Raw genomic sequence first — 21789 nt, 5'->3', positions numbered from 1 at the left:
CGTCGCAGCTACATCCTTGCCTTCGTTTTTGCCGTGGCCTTCGCCGACCAGGGATCCTCGGGCCAGGGATGTTTGGGATATCTGCCGCGCATCTGTGCCCGGACCTGCTGATAGGGTCCGGCCCAGAATGAGGCCAGGTCATCCGTTACGGCAAGGGGTTGGCGTGCCGGTGAGAGCAGGTGGAACAGCACCGGCACCCTGCCATGCACCAGCCGCGGGGTTTCTGCCCAGCCGAAGCACTCCTGCAGCTTGACTGCCACAACCGGGCGGCCGTCGTCGTCGGGGTCCGGATAAGCGATCCGCACATGGGAGCCGCTGGGAACGGCGAGCCGCTCCGGTGCAAGCTCGGCCAACTGTGAGGCTTCGGGCCACGGCAGCAGCCGGCGCAGCGGCTCGGTGAGGTCGATGCCGTTCACGGAGGCGCCTGCGGCCAGGGCGTTCAGTTCCGGTGCCAGCCAGTCCTCCAGCCTGGCCAACAGCGCCGACTCCGAAACATCCGGCCACGGCTCCCCCAGCTCCCGGCGGATCAGGGCCATGCGGCGGCGGAGGGAATCCGCGGCCGGAGAAAACCCGATGACGCCGAGGCCCTCCGATGCCAGGGCACGTGCCACTGCCGGTTTCCCTTCCTCGGCCGACGGCCGGACGGGCGTTGAGGACAACACGATCGCTCCCAGCCGGCGTTCCCGCCGCGCCGTGACACGGCCGGACACAAAGCGTGCCTCCACCGTGTCCGTGAGCAGGTGCCGTGCCGCGGAGGCAGCAGCATCCTCGCTCAACGGAGCGGCGGAACGGATCACGGCTCCCGTTCCCGCCGCGTCCCGGCCTTGGGCGCGGGTCACTTCGGCAACTGCCAGCCATTCATAGCCTGTCAGCGGGCTGCCGGCCGGCAAGCCGGCACGTGTCCCGGAGGAGAGCAGATAGCGCTCTGGTCCTTCTCCGGGCACCCGGCGGGCAATGCGGTCCGGAAACGCGAGCCCGATCACGAAGCCAACGGCGTCGGTGGCTGCCACATCAAGAGATTCTTCACGGCGCACTGCTTCTTCACGCCGGGCGATGGACTCCATGCGCCGTACATCCTCCGACCAGCGCCTCTCCCCGGGGTCCCGTCCCGAGCGCAGTGCGGTGAGAAGGCGCGTGAGGTCGGCGCCCGGAGCGCGGTGGTCTCCGGAAACCAGGGCCACCGTCTCTGCCGCCGTGCGAACGCCAACAACACCTGATCCGTCCAGCAGGGCCCGAGCCAAGCGGGGATCTGCGGGTATTCCTGCCAGCGTTTTACCCATCGGGGTGACGGCGCCGGAGGCTTCCACGGCGCCAAGATCCCGCAGCACGGTTTGAGCATCTTCCATGGCCCTATGCGGCGGTGCATCAGGCAGCGCCAATCCTTCGCCGCCCGGCGCGCCCCAGCAGGCCAGGACCAGAGCTGCAGCCGTCAGGTCCGCAACGGAGATCTCCGGTGTCTGATGTGCCGGCGCGGCTCCGAAGGTTCGTTCGTCATAGCACCGGACAACGCGTCCCGGTCCCTGGCGGGCGGCACGTCCGGCGCGCTGTTCAGCGGATGCTCGGGAACAGGAAACGGTCACCAATCCCGACATGCCGCGTGCCGCGTCCCGGCGCGGTTCCCGTGCCAATCCGGAATCGATGACCAGACGGACCCCAGGGACTGTTAGGGAGGATTCAGCCAGGCTGGTGGAGACGATGATTCGCGGCTTGCCACCGGCTGACCTCCCCGAGACGGCCCGATCCTGTTCCCGCGGGTCGATCTGCCCGTGCAGCTCCAGCACCTCGGTTCCGGCACCGGCGCTACCGCGGATGCGTGCGGCCACATGGGAGACTTCCCAGGCTCCAGGTACGAAGACGAGGGCGTCGGCCTCCGGATTTCCGGCCAGCAGTTCGCTGTGTGCAGCGGCCGCCGTATCAGCCACGTGATGCAGGAAACTACGGGTCACTCCGTGCTCGTCCAGACGCAGGGACGGCGCAGGCGCCCACCGAACTTCCAGCGGATACAGTGCCGCGGCGCAGCCGACGACGGGCACCGGGCCGGACCCGTCTCTCTCACTTCCATCCCCGCTGCCAATCAGCGCAGCAAAGCGGGGTGCATCCAAGGTCGCCGACATGGCGACCAGAGTCAGGTCATCGCGCAGTTGCCGGACCTCGGTGAGCATGCCCAGCAGCAGGTCTGTTTCCAACCCGCGCTCGTGCACTTCATCAAGGACAACGGCGGATACTCCTTCCAGCCCCGGGTCAGCGAGCAGCCGGCGCAGCAGGATGCCGGGAGTCACGAACTCAATGATGGTTTCCGGGCTGGTGTGGCTTTCTCCCCGCACTGTGTAACCAATCCGGGCACCAAGCCGGCTGTTGTCCAAAGCAGCGAGCCGGCGCGCGGCCGAACGCGCCGCCACCCGGCGCGGCTGCGTTACGACAATCCGCTGAGGCCTTTGGGCGGTGGCCGCCGGAGCAGGGCGCCCTTCGCCGGTGCTCTCCTGCCAAACCAGCAGATTGGCGAGCAACGGAGGAACCAATGTGGTCTTGCCGGTTCCCGGCGGGGCCTGCACCACGGCGGCGTTCTTCCCGTCCGCGGGGTCCAGGGCCGCCGCCAGATCCGGGAGCGCCTCGGCAAAGACCAGCCCCGCGCCGATGTGCTCCAGGTTGAAGGGAGCCTTGGCCAGAACGTTTGAACGGTCCGGATTGCCGGTTGAATGCTGTGTGCTCACCGGTCCATTCTCCCGTGTCCGGACCTGTCTTCTGCCAACACCTTTACTCCAGAGCCGGCGGACAAGGAGCAATGGACCGATAGACATGCCCTGTAGGCGTAGTGGTCACAACCGTGTGCCTGCCGTCCGGCGTGTGGTCCGCGATGTCCTGCGCGGTTCGGGCGGTCCAGCCGGGTGCTTCCTTGGCCTGATTGCAGGCCTCACACAAACCCTGAACATTCTCCGCCGACGTCAAGCCACCCTCACGAACCGGCACAACATGGTCATAATGCCGGATCGGAGCACCACACCACGGCATCCGACACACCCGGTCCCTAGCTGCGATAAACCGTGCCAAACCCTTCGGCACCAACCGTGCCTTCGAATCCATCGCCACCAACCGCCCCGACCCGGGCACCGCATACAACCGCCGCAACCACACCTCGGTCCGCGGATCCGGCCGCACCCGCGGAACGCCCCACCCCGACAATGTTCCTTCAGCGCCATGAAGATCAACCACGGCGGATAACCCTTCAGCATCGGAACCCGCCCCAGTGTCCGGCCCGCTGCCGCGGATCAGGTCCCGCGCCCACTGCGCCGGCACCACCCCGTACCCCGCCAACACCGCCGACCCCGAACCATCAGGAACACCGGCGTCAGGATAAACGGCGTCAGGAACACCGGAATCCATGGCACCGGCGTCAGGGGCACCGGAATTCATGACACCTGAATCCATGACACCCGGCGGCAGCACCCCGGCCAGCAACGCCCGGTCCGTCATGATCAACTGCACTTCCACCCGCGCATCCTCCGCCCGCGCCTGCCCCGTGACCCGCTCCACCAACGTATCGGCCATAATCTGACCCCGGCCCCGGCAATCCCCGGCAGCACGCAACCGGTCAGCTTCCCGCGACAACACCGCGAACACCCCCACCCCCTGGGCCACCGGCAACAACCCCGTCAAATACGTCATCGTGTCCGGCGCCGGACGACACGACACATACCGGCCCTCAACCGCCTTCGCCGCACGATTCACCACCGACCGCGGATCCAACCCATACGCCACCGACCTCACCCTCGCGATCAGTGCCCGATCACCCAGGCCCCCCAACCCCGCCAGGTCCCCGGCCACCACCGCATCTGCCCGGCCCCGGTCCCGCCGGGACAGACACGCCGTCTCGCGCACCAACAATGTCGCCCGCCACTCACTGAGCACCCCCACACTCAAAGCGTGCAGGGTATGCGGCATCTCCGCGGTCAGGATTCTGGCCAAACCCAGCAACCGGTTCCCCCGGTGCGGGGACTCCCTCCGGGCCAACCCGATCTGCGCGCCCACACCCCGGCCCAACTGCTCCGCCGCCAACCCCGCCCGGACCTGAGCCCGGCGGGTGGAAGCATCAAACGCCGCCGCAGCCCGAGCCTGCGCCGCCGCAGCCGCGGACTTCAGCTCCTCCAACAACCGAATCTCATCAATCAACCGGGCACGCTCAGCAGCCTCCAACACCTCCACCGACGCCGACTCAACAGCCGGGTCAACAGCCTGCTCTCCGCCGGGACCGCAGAGGCGAGCGCTGCCGACAGAAGTCCTCCCTTCAAGGGGAGGCTGACCTGGGATGACTGCGGTTTTCAATCTGGAGCCTCCGTGCCGTGCAGCTTTCACGAGTAGTACATATGTTCTATTTTAGCTTCTGGGCCCGGCACAATTGGAAGGCGGCCCTACTCAAGTTTCTTCGAAAAAATACTGGTTTTCTGGCGCCACGACTGAGTGCCGCGGGTTTCATAAGGTTTGCTCAGAGGTACCTATCACGTACATTTCACCTAACGTCGAAAACCCGTCGGATGGAAGAAGGCCCAGTGGACCACCATCGCGTTCCCATCCCCGTCCGGCTGTTTCCCGGATGGGCCGAATCTCCTATATGGCTCCCTGGCGGGCCCGTCGACTTCGGGGACTCACAGCTTAGTGAACAGCTAAAAGCGGACCTGGCCGCCTGGGAAAGCCGCTACTACGCCTCGATTACGGATGCGACAGCCGACGGTGACAAGACAGCACCACAGCGTAAGGACCGAGCTCACGGGGAGCGGGGAAGAACACTGGCCGCTCAAATTTCGGCAGAGTTGGGGAGTTCCTTTGTGGTGATTTTTGAGAACAGCAATGGAAAGGGCCGCACAATTCGCAGCAGTGCGCCTGCAACGAATCCTGCTGCCGCGCGAGCCTTCACTGTCAGATATGAGGATGAAAATTCTGATGTCCAAGAGCTTGAGATTGCTGGAGGACGTTGGGAAGCCTACGCGCCGTTGTCCGGTGCCCGCCTCGGCAGCGCCCCCGGCAGCAGTAAAGACAACGGCAGCAGTAAAGACAACGACAACACCCCAGAGCAGGTAGCCCGGCTTGACGCTCTCAGCGGCGGAACCACCTCCAGCGAAGCCCTGGCGTTTTTCGACTCCCTCCCGCCGGCGGGCATCGACGAACTCACCGGCTCATGGCAGGGAGCAGAAGTGCCAACCGGCCATCCCCTCGACGGCGTTCTCGGCAGCTTCGGGTGGCAGGGAAAGAGATTCGAGGGCCCCGAGTCCGCACACCCGCTGGTCTTCAGCGGCAGGGACGGTCACCTCTTCGAGGTGAATCCGTGGTTTGTTCCGCTGCGGACAGCCCTGAAGCTCGGCCCCATCCTGCGCCCTCCGGCCGCCGGCCGCGTCATCCGCCCGTTGCTGCGCCTGCTCCGAACGACACAGCCGAAGGCCAGACTCCGCATGATGGAGTACCGCGGCGTGGTCTCAGCCACCATGATCTACGATTCCCTGCCAATCAACGATGCCTTCCGCAGAGTGGACGCGAACACACTGCTCGGGGCGATGGACATGCCCGGACCGCATCCTCCCTTTATGTTTATGCTCCGGAGGATCAGCTAGCGGGCAGCTTCACACCCGCTTCCGTCCCTTGCCCCACGCTGCCGCAGCTGTGACAGTATCCCTGTGCATCGGAACATTCCCGAAGAACTGCTGGCCGCACGGCTCCGAGCGTCCGGTTGTGTTTTCGCCGAGGAGGAGGCCAATCTCCTTCTCGCCGAAGCCGCAAAGCGCAGCACCGAAACTGCAGGCTCCAAGAATCTGGAGCAGATGGTCCTGCGGCGGTGTGCCGGTTTTCCGCTTGAACAGGTTCTCGGCTGGGCCGAGTTTTACGGGCTGCGGATAGCGGTCTCCGCCGGCGTCTTCATCCCCCGCCGGCGGACGGAACTGCTGGCCGCTCACGCCATAGCGCTGATCAGCGACCTGACCAACCCGGTGCTCGTCGAGCTTTGCTGCGGCTCCGGAGCCGTCAGCCTGACCATTGCCTCACGCACCGGCCATTCCCTGGAGGCCTACGCCGTCGACATCCACCCCGCAGCGATCGAATGTGCACGCATCAACCTGGCCGGTCGGGTAACCGTCCTGGCCGGTGACCTGTTCAGTGCGCTGCCGCAAACCCTGCTCGGGCGGGTCGGCCTCGTCGTTGCGAATGCCCCCTATGTCCCCACTTCGAAACTGGACACCCTGCCTCCGGAAGCGCGCGACCATGAACCTGCAATTACCCTCGACGGGGGCGCCGACGGCGTGACTGTTCTCCGGCGCATCATCAGCGCAGCACCGGCATGGCTGCGCCCGAACGGATCACTGGTGGTGGAGTGCAGCAGGGAGCAGTCCGCCACCGTGGCCCAACTCATGGCGGCGCAGGACCTGCGGCCGGAAATCATCACCAGTGAGGGGCCCGAGGCAACGATCGCCGTCGGCCGCGGACCGGCCGTTACAGGGGCTGGTACGGCACAGGCCCAGATATAGGGAAGACTGGAACCTCATCATCTCTAAAGGCGGAACCACTTGATCACTCTTCAGCAGGACAACGACGGCTTCATTCGCATGGACCGGCACTTCCCCAAGTCCGCCCCCGTCAGCATCGTTTTCACTGACGGCAGCACAGAAGTACTCACGGGCGCCCGAATTAACAAGGCGTACGACGACGCCCTGGCGGATTTCCGCGCCAAGAACCACTTGGACGCCAAGGGTTTCACCCGCATCGCCAACAAGCGGGTCCTGGACAACAACAAGATCAACTTCGTTCCGGTTTCCCCCGGAATGGGCCAGTAGGCAGTCTCAGCGCGCGGACTCCTCCGCCGTCCGTCCCGCCGGAAGATGCCCGAGCATGAGCCGCAGCAGCTCGGGCACCACGGCGGGATGGAAGTAGTGGCCCATGCCGGGCACCGTCACCAGGCGTGAGCCGGCAATGGCCGCAGCGGTTGCCGCTCCCCCGCTCGGATGCACAATGGGGTCCCGGTCGCCGTGGATTACCAGTGTTGGCGCCTTGATTCCGGCGAGATCGGCCGTCCGGTCCGCAGAGGCGTTGATGGCACCGAGGTGCCGGGAACGTGCCGTTCCGTTGTCCGGATAAATGCCCCGGTCCCAGGCCAGTCCGCCGATTCTGGCCTCTTCCGCCGGGTCCGCAGGATTCACCCGCCCGGAAAGATGGCGCATCATGCCCACCCGGTCCTTGATGAACTCATCCCGGGTCCGCGGCGGCCGGGCGGCGAACCGGCGTTTGGTTGACAGTGCCGCGGCACCGATTTTCCGGGCTCCGGTGGTGGAGATAATCGAAGTCAGGGTCAGGACCCGGTCCGGATAATGGGCCGCGACGGACTGGGCAATCATGCCGCCCATGGACATCCCCGCCACGTGTGCCCGGTCCGCCTGCAGGTGATCCAGCAGGCCGACGACGTCATCGGCCATATCCTCGATCCGGTAGGCACCGGGCACGGGCCGCGCCAGGGCCTGATGCAGCAGGCTGGGCACGGGTGTATTCATTCGACTCGAACGCCCCGCGTCACGGTTATCCAGGCGGATCACCCGGTACCCGGCGGCTGCCAGTCCGTCCACAAACGCAGCGGGCCAGGACATCAGATCCAGCCCGAGGCCGGCCACGAGGACCACCGGCTCGCCGTCGTCAGGCCCGTCAACGCGATAGCACAGCCGCACCCCCGACTCCAGATTCACGAAGCGATCTTCATCCTGCGGACCGGGCAGGGACCCCTGCGGACCAGTGAACTGCAGGTGCTCATCAACCAGTGCGCCCTTTTGCAGGTCCCGGCGGTCGGCCAGAAAGTTCATGGTCATGAGCCAGGGCGCCTGCGTTCCCTGCCGCGGCAAGTCAGCCATGCTGCGCTGAATATACCCGGCGCCAAAGTCCAGCAGCGGCCGCGTGGGCATGCCGGCCGGGGCCACCGGTACGGCGGCGGTGTGGCCGAGGCGGTCCATGCGGGTCAGCAGCCGGGAGAACCATCGGGTCAGCAGCCCGACCTTCAAGGTCCATGACGCGTTGGTGTATCCGATGGCAAACGCCATGTTCGGGATGCCGCTGAGCATGACGCCGCGGTAGGCCACGGTTTCCGCAAGGTTCACCGGCACGCCGTCCAGCCGCATCTCCGTCCCGCCCAGGATCCGCAGGGCCAAGCCGGTGGCGGTGACGACGACGTCGGCCTCCACCTCTTCCCCCGACGCCAGGCGCACGCCGTGTTCGGTAAACGCGGACGTCTGCCCAGTGACCATGGTGGCGTTGCCGCTGCCCAGGGCGGTGAAGAAATCGCCGTCCGGAACCGCGCACAGCCGTTGATCCCACGGCCGGTACGGCGGATTCAGGTGCGTGTCCAGGTCAAAGTCCTCCGGAAGAACACGGGACTGGATGCCACGGATGAGCTTTCGGGCCAGGTTGGGCCACCGCTGGCAGAAGGCCCAGATGGCCCGCTGCCGGCGGGCACTGACTTCGGCCATGATCTTTCCGGTGCGCTCTGGGCCGACGACGCCGCGCAGCCGGCGCGCGAGCGGGTCCTCCGCGGGGATGGGCAGAATGTAGGTGGGAGTGCGCTGGATCATCGTCACCCGGGCGCCAAGTTCTGCGAGCGCCGGCACGAGGGTCACCGCGGTGGCGCCGCTGCCGATTACTGCAATCCGTTTGCCGGACACATCCAGATCTTCCGGCCAATGCTGTGGATGCACAATCCGCCCGGAGAACTGCTCGCGCCCGGGGATCTCGGGGGTGTACCCCTCTTCGTAGCGGTAGTATCCGGCAGCGTTGAAGATCCAACCCGCGGTCAGGTGCAGTGTTTCTCCGGTTCCCACCGGTTCGGCAGGCGCTGAGTCCGGTGCTGAATCCGGACCGGGTTCCGGAGTCCTGGTGCGCTCCACGGTGATGTTCCAGCGTGCGTCCCTGCTGGACCAATCTGCACAGATCACCCTGTGGTGGTAGCGGATCAGGGCGTCCACTCCGTGTTCGGCGGCTGTCTCCAACAAATAAGAAAGGATGCTCGGGCCGTCCGCAATAGCCTTCTCCTCCAGCCACGGCCGAAAGTCATAGCCGAAGGTGTACAGGTCTGAATCGGAGCGGATGCCGGGGTAGCGGAAAAGGTCCCAGGTCCCGCCTGCCCGGCCGCGCGATTCCAGCAGTGCGATGGACCGGCCCGGATGGTCCTGCCGCAACCGGCAGGCAGCACCGATCCCGCTTAGTCCAGCGCCGATGATCAGCACGTCCAGATGTTCAGCTTCGGTTTCCATGAGTCCCCCGTTTCCTGCCCCTGTTTTGCGGCTCCGCTGCCCGCTGCCGGACGCCGTTGTGCCATTGCGTCCGACACTAGCGGACCCGGGTGACGTTACCGGGTTCAGGCGAAGATCAGTTCATGCCCCGAGCCTCCACGGCCCAGCTTGATGACCCTGCGAACCCGCGGGCTTCATCGAACCCGCCGGCTCCACCAGCCAGCACATACTCCTCGTGCAGGTTCACGGCGTTGCAGGCATGGTTGGGCACCACCAGTACCCTGCTGCCCAGGTCCGGCAGCGGTCCGGGCATTTGTACCGTGGCGTGATGCTCCGAAGCGGCGGTGATCCGTGCGTCGGGATGCTCCAGCAGGCGCCCGTGCCCGGTGGCCCAGACCGGACGATCAGCACCCAGCGTTTTGGTTCCGGAGTCCAGGACCACCCGCCCGGCAGGCTTTGACACCACAGTGGCCACAACGGTCAGGGCAATGTCCTCCATGGAACAGGTACCCAGTTCCAGCTGCTGGGCATCATTGAACACATATACGCCAGGGCGGATGTCGGTCAGCATGTTCCGGGAGTAGGCGGCGGACGGGCTGGAACCGCCGCTCACCACCGGTGCCGCAACACCTGCACTTTCGAGACCGGCCACCGCCTCGGCGACCGCCCGGCCTTCGTCGTCGGCCGCTGCACGACCGTTGCCGGGAGCGTAGCTGTGGCCGGGGAAGGTGAAAACGCCCGCCACCTTCAACCCCACACGCCCGGCATGTGCGGCGAGCTCACCCGCGCTCCCGGGCTGGCAACCGCTGCGGTGGTGGCCGGAGTCCACTTCGATCATCACCTCAGCGGGAATGTCGAAGCGCGCCAGCTGATCAGCCGCTGCCGGAGAGTCGACGCCGATGCGCAGCAGCGTTTGGCGGGCCACCGTGTGCAGGCGCTTCGCCCGTGCCGTCGTCATCCAAAGCGGATAGGCAATGAAGATGCCCGGGGCACCGGCGGCGGCAAACACTTCCGCCTCCCCCACTGTTGCCACCGTCAGGCCCCCTGCGCCGGCCGCCACCTGCAGGCGGCCAATCTTCGCGGATTTGTGCGTCTTGGCGTGCGGCCAGAGGCCGAGTCCCCGGGTTTGAGCGGACGCTGCCATGGCACGGATGTTCGCTTCCATGACGGCGGTATCCAAGCGGAGATACGGGGCATCAAGGTCCGGGATCACTGCACTCATCTGAGCAATTCAACACCATATGAAACGCCCGCTTCCCCTTGCCGCCCCTGCCATTGGCTTTGTGACGCTTCTACCGTGGAGAAATGGAGAACTGCACCGCTTTCGCTTCGAATCCGTTGAGGGCCTAAAGTGCTTGGCTCTGAGCTGGTGGTGATCCTGTGCACGGCGGTGCTGCTCTGCACTCTTGCTGCGCGCAGGTGGGGGCTGCCGGCACCGGTACTGCTGCTGGCCTGCGGCATCCTGCTGGGCCTGATTCCGGCTCTGGCTGAGGTGGAGCTGCCGCCCGAAGCCGTGCTGTTTCTGTTCCTGCCGGTCCTGCTTTATTGGGAGAGCATCAGCACGTCGCTGCGGGAAGTCCGGAGCAATCTGCGCGGCATCGTGCTGATGGGCACCCTCCTGGTGATAGTGACAGCTTGGGCCGTAGCCGCGGCAGCCCATGCCCTGGGGCTGCCCTGGGGACCGGCCTGGGTGCTGGGCGCCGCCATTGCGCCCACGGATGCCACCGCCGTCGGCGCTCTGGCGCGCGTGCTGCCGAACCGGTACGTGACTGTCCTGCGCGCGGAGAGCCTGATCAATGACGGAACCGCGCTGGTAGTTTACGGTGTGGCCGTGGCGGCCACTGCCGGCACCGAGACACTGGATGCTGCGGATGTTTCCTGGCGCTTCCTGCTCGCTTATGCGGGCGGGATTGCCGCCGGGGCTCTCACCGCCTGGGCGGGGGTGCATGTCCGCCGCTGGATTCAGGATCCGCTGCTGAGCAACGTGGTCACCATCCTGTCGCCCTTCACGGCTTTTGTGCTCGCCGAATCGGTGGAAGCCTCGGGTGTTCTCGCCGTCGTGGTGGCCGGGCTTGCGATGGGCAGGCTGGGGCCGAGAGTTGTTCAGGCCGACACCCGCCGTCAAATGACGGCATTTTGGTCTTTGGCCACCTTCCTGCTGAACGGCGCATTGTTTGTCCTGGTTGGACTGGAGCTTCCCAGAGCAATATCCGAGCTGACCCGTGGTGAGCTGTTCCGCGGCGTGGTCCTGGTCGGCGTGGTGACGGTGGTGATCGTTGCCGTCCGTTTGGCCTATCTGTTCGGCACCACGTATCTGATCCGGCTGCTGGACCGCAGAGAAAGCCAGCTGGCCCGCAGAATCAGCAACCGGGCACGTGTCGTCAGCGGATTGGCGGGCTTCCGCGGTGCCGTCTCGCTCGCGGCTGCCCTGGCGACTCCGCGTTCCACGGCAGCCGGCACACCGTTTCCGGACCGGGATCTCATCATCTTTGTCGCAGCGGGAGTGATCGTGGTGACCCTCGTCCTGCAGGCTCCGCTGCTGCCGGCAGTGGCGCGCTGGGCACGGCTGCCGCAGGATACCGAGGCCCGTACCGAGGAACTGCGCTTCGCCCAGGCATCGGCCATCAACGACGCGCTTGAGGCCATGCCCCGGCTGGCCGCCGAGCTCGGCACCGACCAGCAGGTGGTTGATGAGCTGGTGACGGAATACAACCAACGCCTGGGTGTCCTCAGAGCGCTCGCGAATGAAACGGACGCAGACGACGACGGCGCCGCCCGTGCCCTGACCCGCGCCGGCCAGTACCGCGAACTGGGCCTGGCACTAATTGCCAGAAAACGAAACACTCTGATCCGGCTGCGGGACGAGCGTCGGATTGATGACACGGTGCTGCTTCAGCTCCAGGCGCGGCTGGACCTGGAGGAAGTTCGACTCGCGGCTCCGCACGATGCAGCTGACGAAGAATAACTGCGAGGGGCGGGCCGCAGCTGCCCGTCAGCACATCGTGCGGGCTTCCGTGAAGATCACCAGCACTTCGGATTCCGTGAAACCGCGCTGGATCCAGAACTCCTGATACTTGCGCTGCTTCTGCGGGTCATCCGCATTGGTGCAGGCCAGGGATCCGATGCCCAGTAGCTGCTCGTCGTCAACACGCTCCGGGGTCAGAGTGGGCGCATGTTCCCGCACCGCGGCGAAGAACTTTGATCCCTTGCCAAATTCATCCGGAAGCGGATTCGCAGCGGTGGGAACCTGCATGGGAAGGGTCGCCGCCGGACCCGTCCTGGCCTCCGCATGCATGCCATTCGCACCTGTGTATTGGGCGCCGAGCGCTTCCGCCACCTCTGCGACGTTCACCCTGCGGTCGGGTTCAGACCCCGCCTGCACATCGGACATGTCGGCCAGGAACCAATTCTTGCCCTCGGCAAAATACACCCACTTATCCTCTGCCGGGGTTGCAGCCGAAGCCAGCAAATAGAGCACAGCCGAGCGCTCCTGGTCGGTTTCGAACCAGAACAGCGCAACGCTGCCGGTGCACATCAGAGCTTCGCCGGTTGCGCCGCCGTCCGGCAGGTAGACGGCCGGCGGCTCCGGCGGAGTCTCATCACAGTCCGCGATCTGGTCCACCGCACGGTAAGCGTCCGCCAGCGATGTGAACTCAGGCGATTCCGGTTCGGCGGGGTCGGCCTGGACGCTGCATCCCGTCAGGGCAGCTGCAAGGCAGCACAAGACCGGGAACAAACCCCGGAAACGCAGCAGCAGGCGGGACACCTAGGCACCGCCGCGGGAAGCGTCGGGGTCCGCGGGGGCCGCATCACGGCGTTCCTTCAGCAGCTCTTTCGTCCGGACCAGGCGCAGGGCCGTGACCAGAACCAGTCCGCCCAGCATGTTGAAGAGCAGCGTGTAGCTAAACCAGGTGAGCCATTCGAGGTAGGTGATGCCGGCACCGGACTGAATGGCCCCGAAGATCAGCAGGGAATCGAGAATGGAATGGAACATTTGGAGTCCGGCAAGAAGGAACCCGCCGATCACGGTGGCTACGATCTTGGCCGGATCCGACGAGGTGCCCTGCTGCATGCGGCTCATCAGGGTAATCGTGCTTCCGCCCAGGACGGCCAGGGCAACGGTCTGCAGGGAAAACGGGGCGTCGGTGAAGTGCCGGGCCGATTCCTCGATGAGGCTTTCCCACTGTGGAAAGGCCTGCATGACAATCCACATGATGATCCAGCCGCCCGCCAGATTGCCCAGCAGTGTGACTCCCCAGAGCTTGGCGAGCTGCCGCACGCTGGCCTCTTTGGCCACCACGGCCGCCACCGGCATCAGGAAATTCTCGGTAAAGAGTTCACTGTGGGCCAGGAACAACGCAATTAGACCAACGCTGAAGGCTATTCCGGCCAGCAGATGGTCTCCGGTTTGATGCATCACGGCCAGATAGGCCATGACTCCCAACCCCACCTCGAGTCCGCCGAACACTCCGGTCACCAGGACCGCGCGGAATGTGCGGTGCAACCGTTCCGCCCCTTCGGTGATGGTGTTTTCAAAGGACTCCTGCAGTTCGTCCTCAACGGGGGCTTCCGACTCCCCGATTTCCCTGCGGCGTTCCTCGCTCATGCCGTTCCTTTCGCTGCGTTTGCATCCTGCTGCCCACCGGGACACCGGATACAACAGTAAGCCTGCTGAGTAATCTACGGGGGGACGTTGGGAGATCACCGGCCAAACTAGACTGGCAGGCATGGCTTTATCGACGACTGCTCCCGGCACGCGGCACCGCACCGCGCTTCTCTGGCTGATCCTGGGCGTACCCGCCGCCCTGGCGCTCGTAGTTTTCGGCGCCCAGATCCATGGGCTGGATTTCACCGTGTACCGCGAGGGTGCGCTGGCGTTCCTGGGAAAGAGCGAGCACCGGCTGTATGACCCGAGCCTGGTGGAGACCGACACCCGTGGGCTGCCGTTCACATATCCGCCGTTCGCCGCGCTCCTGCTGGCACCCTTTGCCTTCCTGCCCGAAGCTGCCGGACTGGTGCTGCTGACCGCAACTTCCTGCCTCTGCCTGCTGGTGACGGCGGTTCTGGTGTCCCGCCATCTGCAGCTCAATGACGCCGTCCCCGCACGGCTCCAGGCTGTGCTTGGCGGCCCGGCAGGAGTCATTGTCCTGGCCACCGTGTTGATCGGTCTGCTCGGTCCGTGGCGCGAAGGCCTGGGCTTCGGCCAGATCAATCCAATGCTCATGCTGCTGATCGTGGCTGACCTTCTCCGTCCCGCCGGCCGCGTGCCGCGCGGTGTCCTGATCGGGCTGGCGGCCGGCATCAAGCTGACTCCGCTGGCCTTCGGGCTCATTTTCCTGGTGCGCCGCGACTGGCGCTCCATCTTCACCATGGGAGCCACTTTTGCTGCCACTGTGGCCGTGGGCTGGATTGCAGCACCGGCGCAGTCACACACGTTCTGGTTTGATGCGTTGTCCGATCCCGCGCGCGTGGGCGACACCACCGACATGTACAACGTTTCGCTGAACTCGCTGATTGCGCATCTGGGCACCCCCGAGTTCCTGCAGCGCCCGCTGTGGCTGCTGGCCTGTCTCGCCGTCGTCGTGCTGGGTTTCCTGGCCATCCGCCGCGCTGACTGGCGCGGTGACAAAGTGGCGGCGATCAGCGCCAATGCCGTGGTGATGCTGGCCATCTCCCCCATCTCCTGGTTCCACCACTGGGTCTGGATTGCCCTGATCCTGCCGGCACTGTGGATGTCAGTACGACGGCGGCGGGCCGGGGTGCGCGCGATGGGGACCGCCCTGGCGGTGGCCATGGTGCCGGTGTTTATGCTCTCTTCCATCACCATCACGATGACCCTTACCGGCGAGGTCAGCGGGCAGGGACCTGCCGCGCTGGAGCTGTTCACCAGCCTGGGCGTGATCCTTCCGATCCTGGCCCTGGTTTACTGGGCAACGGATCCCGTCCCGGACGCTGGCGGTGCTGAAACCGGCGCCAGGTTCCGTTCCACCCGGGCCCTCAGCGTGGATGCCCCTGGTCCGGCGAGCTGATCCAGATACGCGGCGCGGCCGGCCAAGCTCATAACCAGGGCAAGGACCGGTCCCGTGACAAGGAATCCGTAGCCTGCGTTGAAGGCGCTGTCCGTGGCCCGGAGCTGAAGACCCTCGGCGTAGGTTTTGCTGGGAACGGCGAAGTCGCGGGAGACAAAAAACCCAGCCACCGGATCGAGCGCCTCCGGACCCGGGGTCCGCGTCAATCCCAGCGGATGGCGGATATCCTGGGTGTGCACCAGCACTTCGCCCAGGTGCGCCGCGGTGTGGGCCGAGGGGGCGGTGGTGCTGTTGATGACGGCCCGGAACCCCTGCAGTGTTTGCGCCGGAGTGGAGCCCAGATGTTCGGCAAGCCGCCGCTGGTTGTGGACGTCGGGACGGAAGCGGGCGCCGATCATGCTCCGCATCCACTGCCGCTGGTTGGTGCTTGCCGCTGCGGTGAGGTGTGCCAGGACCTGCTCAACCGTCCAGCCGGTGCACAGTGTGCCGTGCTGCCACTGTTCCTCGGACAGATTGTCGAGATCCTCGGCCAGTTTGGCGCGCTCCGTGTGAATAAGGGCCCATAATTCCCCGGTGTTCTTCCCTGTACTCATGGCTTCACTTCACAATCCTGGCTTGAATGCTGCGTCCGGACGGCTGCCCCCACCACGGCAGTTCTAGCAAAGGTCCCGCACCGGCAAAAGGTTCACCGCCAAAAGTGCCCCCGCGCTCACCAACTAATCCGCGGCGGACGCTTGTTGCGAACCCGGCCAAAGGGTTCCCAGAAGAAATCGAACGTATCGTTCGGTCCGGTCATGAAGCGCTGGGTGAAAATGACGCCAATATCCCCGTTGGGACAGACGGCGGCGCTGACCCCGGAGCCGCCGGACCAGCCCCACATGCCCGGTTCGGACCACGGAGCGCCTGCGCCGACCTGCACCGCCGTCATGAAGCCCCACGATTCGTCCGGCCCGGACATCTCGATCATGCCGGCACGCTGCGGCGAGGTCAGCTGGTCAGCCGTCATCTGCGCCCGGAGTTCAGGCGGCAGCACAGTGTCATCGGCCAACCCGGCCAGGAAAGCCAGATAGTCCGGAACCGTGGAGACCAGACCTCCGGCGAGCGAGCCGAACACCGGCGGAGCCGCAAAGACGTCCCGGTAGGACTCCGCTTCCCGCAGGCCGCCCTCAACTGCCTCATATACGGCGGGAAACTGCTCGTTCCCGGTGGGGAATCCGGTACCAGCCAGCCCAAACGGCACGGCGATCCGTTCCTTCAGGAGTTGCCCCAACGGCGTGAGCGCAACGGCCGGCAGCAGGACCGAGAGAACATCCGCCGCGGCGTGGTACATCCAGCGGTCCCCCGGCTGATGCGCCAACGGCAGGTCCGCGACCTGCGCCAGATACTCTTCGGGTGCCACCGCCGGCGGATTCGGCCCCCATAAAAGCTCGCGTGTGGCCGCCGCGTAAGGAGTGCGTCCAAAGTCGATGCCAAGCCCGGCAGTGAACGTGAGCAGATGGCGGACAGTGATCGGACTGCGGGCGGGCACGGTCAGGGACAGCGGCGCATCGGGGGTGGCCAGGACGCGCGGGGCCGCCAGCGCCGGAAGCCACCGCGCGACGTCGTCGTCCAGTTCCAGCATTCCGTCCGCCATCAGGGACAGGGCCAGCGCCCCGCCCATCAGCTTGCTGAGCGATGAAATCCGGAACGGCGTGTCTTCGGTCATCGGGGCGGATGAGGAGGTGTCAAGGGAACCCGCGGCGAAGACCTCAGTCTCGCCGTTGATCCGGACGCCTGCCACCAACCCCGGGCACCAGCCCGAACGGACCGTTTCAGCGAGCGCGTCCCACAACGGTGCAGCTCTTCCTGGCATGCGTCCACTGTCCGGCACCGGGAGACGGAGAGTCAACGGTGCCCGGCTACCGGGGCCGCTTCCTATCGGGCCCGTCCGGCCAACCGAGGGTGAAATAGATGTCCACGTCGCGCCCAATCTGGCGGTCCAGTGAGGTCCGGCGCTGCAGTCCCGCGGACCTGGCTGTTTTCACAGAGGCAAGGTTCCGGTCCGACATGCTGGCCAGCACCGGAAGCTCCGGCATCAGCTCCCTGCCCCGGCGCACCGCTTCCCGGGCTCCTTCAGTGGCATACCCGCGGCCCCAAACGGACGGATCGTAGCGGTAGTACAGGTTCAGCACCTCCCTGCCGGCAACCACTGCCCGGTGCAGCCCGGTGAACCCGATGACCGTCTCCGGCTGCTCCCGCTCCGCCACTGCCCAGTAGCCAAAACCTTCCCGGTTCCAGTGGCCGTGGAAGAACTTCAGAAGTTCTTCGGCCTTCTCGATGGTGGGCGGCTTCCGGTTGTATCTGGTGGTCCTGGGATCCGTGTGGATGCGGACGGCTGCACTGTGGTCCGTGTCCATGATGCGGCGCAGCAACAGCCGCTCGGTGGTGACCGGGGTCCATCGAGACGTGTCTTGGCGCATTCGCCCAGCATAGGCGCAGCTGTGCCCGCATCCATTGCGCGGCGGCCGGAGCCTGACATCCACCCACTGATCCGGTCGGCAACGGAAGCTGTTTCGGAGCATACGCCGGCAGTTGCCGCACAGTCGCCGGGGAAACCATGTGAGGAAACAGCGTCTTTTGCTACTTGGTCTGGGCGCGGTACTCGGGGATCATTTGCCTCTAGAAGGGAAAGGCACCACTATGAACGCATCCCCGAATCCGCTGGAGGTAACGCTTCCGTTCACCGGCACATGGAAAGTGGAGAACAGCCCGCTGCGCCGGGTGCCCAGTCACGGCACGCATCTGCTCGCGACAACGTACGCCATCGATTTTGTGGGCGTGGACGACGACGGCCGGACGGCACCCTCGGTCAGCTGGCACACGGTCCTGGGCACCGAACCCCCGGACCTCTTCTTTTCCTTCGGCCGCCCGATCCTGGCCCCCGTCAGCGGCGAGGTGGTGGCAGTCCACGACGGCGAACGCGACCATGAAGCCCGCCGGTCCCAGCTCGCCCTGCTGCCGTATCTGCTGGGGCAGCAGGCCCGGCTGTGCCAGGGAGCAGGGGCCATTGCCGGCAACCATGTCCTGATCGAAACGCCCGACGGCGGCGCAGTGGTTGGGGTGATGCACCTGAGGTCCGGTTCGCTCCGGGTGAGCTTAGGCGAGCAGGTCCGGGAGGGCCAACACATCGGGGACTGCGGAAACTCCGGCAATTCCACGCAGCCGCACGTGCATGTGCAGGCCATGGACCGGGCGGATCCGTGGACCGCCCGCGGGCTGCCGCTGGTTTTCCGTGCCTTCGATGAAAGACCGGTGGGCGGCACCGGCTTCATCCCCCGCCGAAACGCGCTTCCGCAGGAAGCCTCAACGGTCCGGAGGCCTGCACCGGGCGCCGCCTGATCAAGGACCTGCGTCAGGCCTGCTGTCCGCCGCAGCCGGAAGATCCCGGGGAGGGCCGGCCTGCAGGTCCTGGAACTCGAACCGCGGAAGGCAGCTGCTAGTCCAGCACCTCCGACACATGCCGCAGCCAGCGGGCTACCGTGGCCAGTTCCTCGGCACTGAATCCGTCGTTGATGCGGGCGTTCAGTTCGCTGATGGATTCGCGCACGACGCCGAGCGCTTCTCTGCCGCCGGGGGTCAGGTCCAGGCGGATGGTGCGGGCGTCGGCCGGAGCGGGGGTGCGGGTGATGAGGCCGGAGCCCTCCATCCGGGCAAGCAGCCCGCTCAGGCCTGCCGGCGACGCCTGCACGGCCGCGGCCACCTCGCCGGTGCTGGCGCCGGGATGCGAGGCCAGATGCAGCAGCACCCCGGCGGCGGACGCGCTGATTCCCCGGTCCCGGCCGCGGGCGGAAATCCAGCGCCGCAGCCGGCGTTCGGCAATGAGCGTCAGGGCAAACAGGCGTTGCGGGCGGGCTGTCCGCTCCGCGCGCGGCGCCTTCCCGGCGGCATCGTCGCTGCCGGCGGTCCTCTGGGGCCCCGGATGCGGGCTTACTATGGGCTCGCTCCTGCTTTGTCGTTCAACCACGTGAGCACCTCCGGCCACAGCTTCTCACGGGCACCCCGGCGGAAGAAGCCCATGTGTCCGATGGCCGCCAGGCCGGCATCGTCGGGCGAATAGGTACGCCTTTCCACTGACGCGTTCACCAGATGGCTGAAGATCGCGTCGATCTGTCCGGGCGTGGCCCAGAGATCGTCGGTAAAACCAATGACGAGGGCATCGGTCTTCACCTGAGCGGTGCGCCGCACGGCGTCCATGCTCGGGTCATCGAAGAAGTAGTTGGGTTTTTTGCTCCAGCCGCTCCACTCCAGCATTGCGCCGCCGGGCATGTCCTCGCCCAGGCCGAGTTTCCGGCCGGGCACCGCGCCCAGCAGCCGTCCGGTCAGCGGGCCAAGGAAGCTCAGGATCAGGCCCACCCGGAACCGTTCCCTGGGGTCCTCGATGGCCTTGGTGACACCGGCGTGCGACGCCACGCCCACAAATCCGCGCAGCTCCTCCAGCCCGTTGTTCAGCGCCATGGCGTGGGCGCCGAGGCTGTGCCCCACGGCCAGGTGCGGCAGGTCCGGGAACCGCCCGCGCATCCATGCGGCCGTCGCCGGGACGTCCTGGTCCATCCAGTCGCGCATCCGGAGCCGCCGGTTCGCCTTGGGACTGCCGGAGGCGCCGGTGCCGCGGAAGTCATAGGTGACCACGGCAAAGCCGTTTTCGGCCAGGTACTCGCTGAAGCCGGTGTAGAGCCGCTCGGCCACCGCGGTGGCGGGATGGACGACGACGGCGGCATGCGGGTCGCCGTCGGGCATCCGCAGGGTGCCAGCAATGGTTCCGCCGGCGGCAACCGGGATGGAGATCCGCTCAAAGGTGATCGGGGTCGCGTTATTTCGCATGCGAAGTAACCTACACGGGACGCGGGGTTTCGGGTACCCCCCGAACCGCTGGAGCTCGCCCTCCCGTTACCGGAACATGGAAAGTGGAGAACAGCCCGCTGCGCCGGGTGCCCAGTTCCCTCCCCGCCAAAACATGCTGCCCCGGGAGGCTTCCATAGTGGAAGCCGCCCGGGGCAGCATCGACGAGGTTCGGAACTAAACCCGCGTGCCCGCCGAAGCCGACGCGGAAGCAGACACAGCGTCATCGGTCGACACCCCGCGCCGCTTGTCGAAGATGGTTGCTCCGACTTCCTGCTCGGCCTGGTTGCGGATGCTCAGGTCGATGCCGGGCCGGTCGCGGAGCATCATGGTTGCCGATGCTGCCAACACGATCATGACCAGCAGGTAGGCCGAGACCGCCGTCGTCGAACCCGTTGCCTTCACCAGTGCGGAGGCGATGGTCGGCGCGAAGGCACCGCCGATGATCGCACCCAGGGCGTAGGAGACGGAGACACCGGAGAAGCGGATGGAAGCGGGGAAAATCTCGCTGTACCAGGCCGCCTGCGGACCGTAGGTCAGGCCGAGGCCAACAGTGAACAGGGCCATGCCCAGGAACAGGATCCAGATGTCGCCGGAGTTGATCAGCCAGAACAGCGGGAACACTGTCAGCGCCAGGCACGCGAAGCCGATCAGGTACGTCTTTTTCCGCCCGATCCGGTCCGCCATGAACCCGCTGACCAAGGTGAACACGAACCACAGGGCGGCGGAGCCGGAAACCGCCAGCAGCACATCGGTGCGATCCAATGCGACCGGGCCGTCCGGGTCGGTGGAGTAGTTCAGGATGAACCCGCCGGTGGTCATGTAGCCCGCGGCGCTGTTGCCGGCAAACACCAGGGCAGCCAGGACAACAAGCTTCCAGTGGTTCTTCATCAGTTCCACGATGGGCATCTGGGTCTGCTTCTTCTTTTCCGCGATTTCCTCGAAGACGGGGCTTTCGCTCACGGACATCCGCACCAGGAAGCCCACGACAATGAGCACGATGCTCAGCAGAAACGGCACCCGCCAGCCCCACTCCAGAAACGCGTCGCCCGGAGAAATGACGCCGGTCATCAGCGCTGTCACGCCGGACGCCAGCAGCATGCCCAGCGGCACCCCGAGCTGCGGGAAGGAGCCAAAGAGTCCGCGCTTGTTGCGCGGGGCGTGTTCCACGGACATCAGGACCGCGCCGCCCCATTCGCCGCCGGCGGAGATGCCCTGGATGATGCGCAGGAGTACCAGCAGGATGGGTGCCCAGAGTCCGGCAGTGGCATGGGTGGGCAGCACGCCGATCAGCGTGGTGGCGCCGCCCATGAGCAGCAGGGTCAGCACCAGCATGGCCTTGCGGCCGATCTTGTCTCCGTAATGCCCGGCCAGGAACGCGCCGAGCGGACGGAACAGGAAGCTCAGGCCCACTGACGCGAAAGTGACCAGGGTGGCAAACTCGCTGCCGGCCGGTTTGAAGAAGAGTTCGGAAAAGACCAGTCCGGCGGCGGTGGCGTAGATGAAGAAGTCGTACCACTCAACAGTGGTGCCGATCAGCGTGGCAACGGCCACTCTGCGGGTGTCTTGTGTGGGTTTTCCGGGGGTTGCTCCACCGGCGCGTGGGCCGGCTTTCGCGCTTGTTGCCATGGGGGATC

At 66.0% G+C, this 21789-nt stretch carries 18 protein-coding genes; 6 read left to right on the top strand and 12 right to left on the bottom strand.

All coding sequences use genetic code 11. The annotated features are described in order from the left end of the window. Nucleotides 1-8: 8 nt before the first annotated feature. Both hrpB and CXR03_RS18605 read right to left on the bottom strand, forming a co-directional pair. Entirely contained in the window at nt 9-2711 is a 2703-nt protein-coding gene (gene hrpB, locus CXR03_RS08895) for an ATP-dependent helicase HrpB (protein ID WP_258073572.1), read from the bottom strand. Between the two features lie 43 nt (nt 2712-2754). Next, nucleotides 2755-4167: an HNH endonuclease signature motif containing protein gene (locus tag CXR03_RS18605; protein WP_258073571.1), complete on the bottom strand. Its 1413-nt coding sequence runs from the start codon at nt 4165-4167 to the stop codon at nt 2755-2757. An 818-nt stretch (nt 4168-4985) separates the two neighbouring features. Here CXR03_RS18605 and CXR03_RS18600 point away from each other — a divergent pair. The 3 genes from CXR03_RS18600 to CXR03_RS08875 all read left to right on the top strand — a co-directional run bounded on the left by CXR03_RS18600 (nt 4986) and on the right by CXR03_RS08875 (nt 6812). Beyond that, the gene (locus CXR03_RS18600; protein ID WP_258073570.1) at nt 4986-5600 is read left to right on the top strand and encodes a DUF4334 domain-containing protein; all 615 of its coding nucleotides are present in this window, start codon (nt 4986-4988) and stop codon (nt 5598-5600) included. Nucleotides 5601-5663: 63 nt separating this feature from the next. Then, a complete protein-coding gene (locus CXR03_RS08880) occupies nt 5664-6506 on the top strand; it encodes a putative protein N(5)-glutamine methyltransferase (RefSeq protein WP_104103435.1) in 843 nt (280 codons plus the stop codon). Between the two features lie 39 nt (nt 6507-6545). Further along, nucleotides 6546-6812: a hypothetical protein gene (locus tag CXR03_RS08875; RefSeq protein WP_104103433.1), complete on the top strand. Its 267-nt coding sequence runs from the start codon at nt 6546-6548 to the stop codon at nt 6810-6812. 6 nt (nt 6813-6818) lie between these two features. Here CXR03_RS08875 and CXR03_RS18595 read toward each other — a convergent pair whose 3' ends face one another. Both CXR03_RS18595 and CXR03_RS08865 read right to left on the bottom strand, forming a co-directional pair. Then, entirely contained in the window at nt 6819-9266 is a 2448-nt protein-coding gene (locus tag CXR03_RS18595) for an alpha/beta fold hydrolase (RefSeq protein ID WP_181034539.1), read from the bottom strand. A gap of 115 nt (nt 9267-9381) precedes the next feature. Next, nucleotides 9382-10467 carry an alanine racemase gene (locus CXR03_RS08865; RefSeq protein ID WP_104103432.1) on the bottom strand — a complete coding sequence of 362 codons (1086 nt, stop codon included), beginning with the start codon at nt 10465-10467 and terminating at the stop codon, nt 9382-9384. A 129-nt stretch (nt 10468-10596) separates the two neighbouring features. Here CXR03_RS08865 and CXR03_RS08860 point away from each other — a divergent pair, with 129 nt between their 5' ends. Then, nucleotides 10597-12210, top strand: coding sequence for a Na+/H+ antiporter (locus CXR03_RS08860; protein WP_104103430.1), 1614 nt, complete (start codon nt 10597-10599; stop codon nt 12208-12210). A 27-nt stretch (nt 12211-12237) separates the two neighbouring features. Here the strand turns inward: CXR03_RS08860 and CXR03_RS08855 are convergent, their stop codons facing one another. Further along, the gene (locus CXR03_RS08855; protein WP_104103429.1) at nt 12238-13011 is read right to left on the bottom strand and encodes a hypothetical protein; all 774 of its coding nucleotides are present in this window, start codon (nt 13009-13011) and stop codon (nt 12238-12240) included. Beyond that, nucleotides 13012-13851 (bottom strand): formate/nitrite transporter family protein, encoded by an 840-nt coding sequence (locus CXR03_RS08850; RefSeq protein WP_104103427.1) that lies wholly within the window; start codon nt 13849-13851, stop codon nt 13012-13014. It lies immediately after the preceding gene. A gap of 121 nt (nt 13852-13972) precedes the next feature. Here CXR03_RS08850 and CXR03_RS08845 point away from each other — a divergent pair, with 121 nt between their 5' ends. After that, entirely contained in the window at nt 13973-15274 is a 1302-nt protein-coding gene (locus tag CXR03_RS08845; RefSeq protein WP_104103425.1) for a glycosyltransferase 87 family protein, read from the top strand. Here CXR03_RS08845 and CXR03_RS08840 read toward each other — a convergent pair. The 3 genes from CXR03_RS08840 to CXR03_RS08830 all read right to left on the bottom strand — a co-directional run bounded on the left by CXR03_RS08840 (nt 15169) and on the right by CXR03_RS08830 (nt 17733). Continuing rightward, nucleotides 15169-15867 carry a maleylpyruvate isomerase family mycothiol-dependent enzyme gene (locus CXR03_RS08840; protein ID WP_104103423.1) on the bottom strand — a complete coding sequence of 233 codons (699 nt, stop codon included), beginning with the start codon at nt 15865-15867 and terminating at the stop codon, nt 15169-15171. The genes CXR03_RS08845 and CXR03_RS08840 overlap by 106 nt on opposite strands. Before the next feature lie 116 nt (nt 15868-15983). Further along, entirely contained in the window at nt 15984-17126 is a 1143-nt protein-coding gene (locus CXR03_RS08835) for a serine hydrolase (protein WP_104103422.1), read from the bottom strand. A 46-nt stretch (nt 17127-17172) separates the two neighbouring features. Continuing rightward, nucleotides 17173-17733, bottom strand: coding sequence for a GNAT family N-acetyltransferase (locus tag CXR03_RS08830; RefSeq protein WP_181034538.1), 561 nt, complete (start codon nt 17731-17733; stop codon nt 17173-17175). 220 nt (nt 17734-17953) lie between these two features. On the opposite strand from CXR03_RS08830, the gene CXR03_RS08825 reads away from it, so the two are divergent. Beyond that, nucleotides 17954-18652 carry a M23 family metallopeptidase gene (locus CXR03_RS08825; RefSeq protein ID WP_104103419.1) on the top strand — a complete coding sequence of 233 codons (699 nt, stop codon included), beginning with the start codon at nt 17954-17956 and terminating at the stop codon, nt 18650-18652. A 97-nt stretch (nt 18653-18749) separates the two neighbouring features. Here CXR03_RS08825 and CXR03_RS08820 read toward each other — a convergent pair whose 3' ends face one another. The 3 genes from CXR03_RS08820 to CXR03_RS08810 all read right to left on the bottom strand — a co-directional run bounded on the left by CXR03_RS08820 (nt 18750) and on the right by CXR03_RS08810 (nt 21781). Next, complete coding sequence (locus CXR03_RS08820) at nt 18750-19277, bottom strand: MarR family winged helix-turn-helix transcriptional regulator (RefSeq protein WP_181034537.1); 528 nt, start codon at nt 19275-19277, stop codon at nt 18750-18752. Then, a complete protein-coding gene (locus tag CXR03_RS08815) occupies nt 19244-20134 on the bottom strand; it encodes an alpha/beta fold hydrolase (RefSeq protein ID WP_104103418.1) in 891 nt (296 codons plus the stop codon). Before CXR03_RS08815 ends, CXR03_RS08820 begins: the two co-directional genes overlap by 34 nt. 195 nt (nt 20135-20329) lie before the next feature. Next, entirely contained in the window at nt 20330-21781 is a 1452-nt protein-coding gene (locus CXR03_RS08810) for an MFS transporter (RefSeq protein ID WP_104103416.1), read from the bottom strand. Nucleotides 21782-21789: the final 8 nt, after the last annotated feature.

It is taken from the genome of Arthrobacter sp. 08Y14 (assembly GCF_002929455.1).
Taxonomy (GTDB): Bacteria; Actinomycetota; Actinomycetes; order Actinomycetales; family Micrococcaceae; genus Arthrobacter_B; species Arthrobacter_B sunyaminii.
This window is presented reverse-complemented; position numbering and strand designations above follow the sequence as displayed.

Coding starts and splice junctions, on each gene's coding strand:
- CXR03_RS18595 (WP_181034539.1), bottom strand. CDS start 9,266: ATGGAAACCGAAGCTGAACATCTGGACGTGCTGATCATCGGCGCTGGA.
- CXR03_RS08865 (WP_104103432.1), bottom strand. CDS start 10,467: ATGAGTGCAGTGATCCCGGACCTTGATGCCCCGTATCTCCGCTTGGAT.
- CXR03_RS08850 (WP_104103427.1), bottom strand. CDS start 13,851: ATGAGCGAGGAACGCCGCAGGGAAATCGGGGAGTCGGAAGCCCCCGTT.
- CXR03_RS08845 (WP_104103425.1), top strand. CDS start 13,973: ATGGCTTTATCGACGACTGCTCCCGGCACGCGGCACCGCACCGCGCTT.
- CXR03_RS08840 (WP_104103423.1), bottom strand. CDS start 15,867: ATGAGTACAGGGAAGAACACCGGGGAATTATGGGCCCTTATTCACACG.
- CXR03_RS08835 (WP_104103422.1), bottom strand. CDS start 17,126: ATGCCAGGAAGAGCTGCACCGTTGTGGGACGCGCTCGCTGAAACGGTC.
- CXR03_RS08830 (WP_181034538.1), bottom strand. CDS start 17,733: ATGCGCCAAGACACGTCTCGATGGACCCCGGTCACCACCGAGCGGCTG.
- CXR03_RS08825 (WP_104103419.1), top strand. CDS start 17,954: ATGAACGCATCCCCGAATCCGCTGGAGGTAACGCTTCCGTTCACCGGC.
- CXR03_RS08815 (WP_104103418.1), bottom strand. CDS start 20,134: ATGCGAAATAACGCGACCCCGATCACCTTTGAGCGGATCTCCATCCCG.
- CXR03_RS08810 (WP_104103416.1), bottom strand. CDS start 21,781: ATGGCAACAAGCGCGAAAGCCGGCCCACGCGCCGGTGGAGCAACCCCC.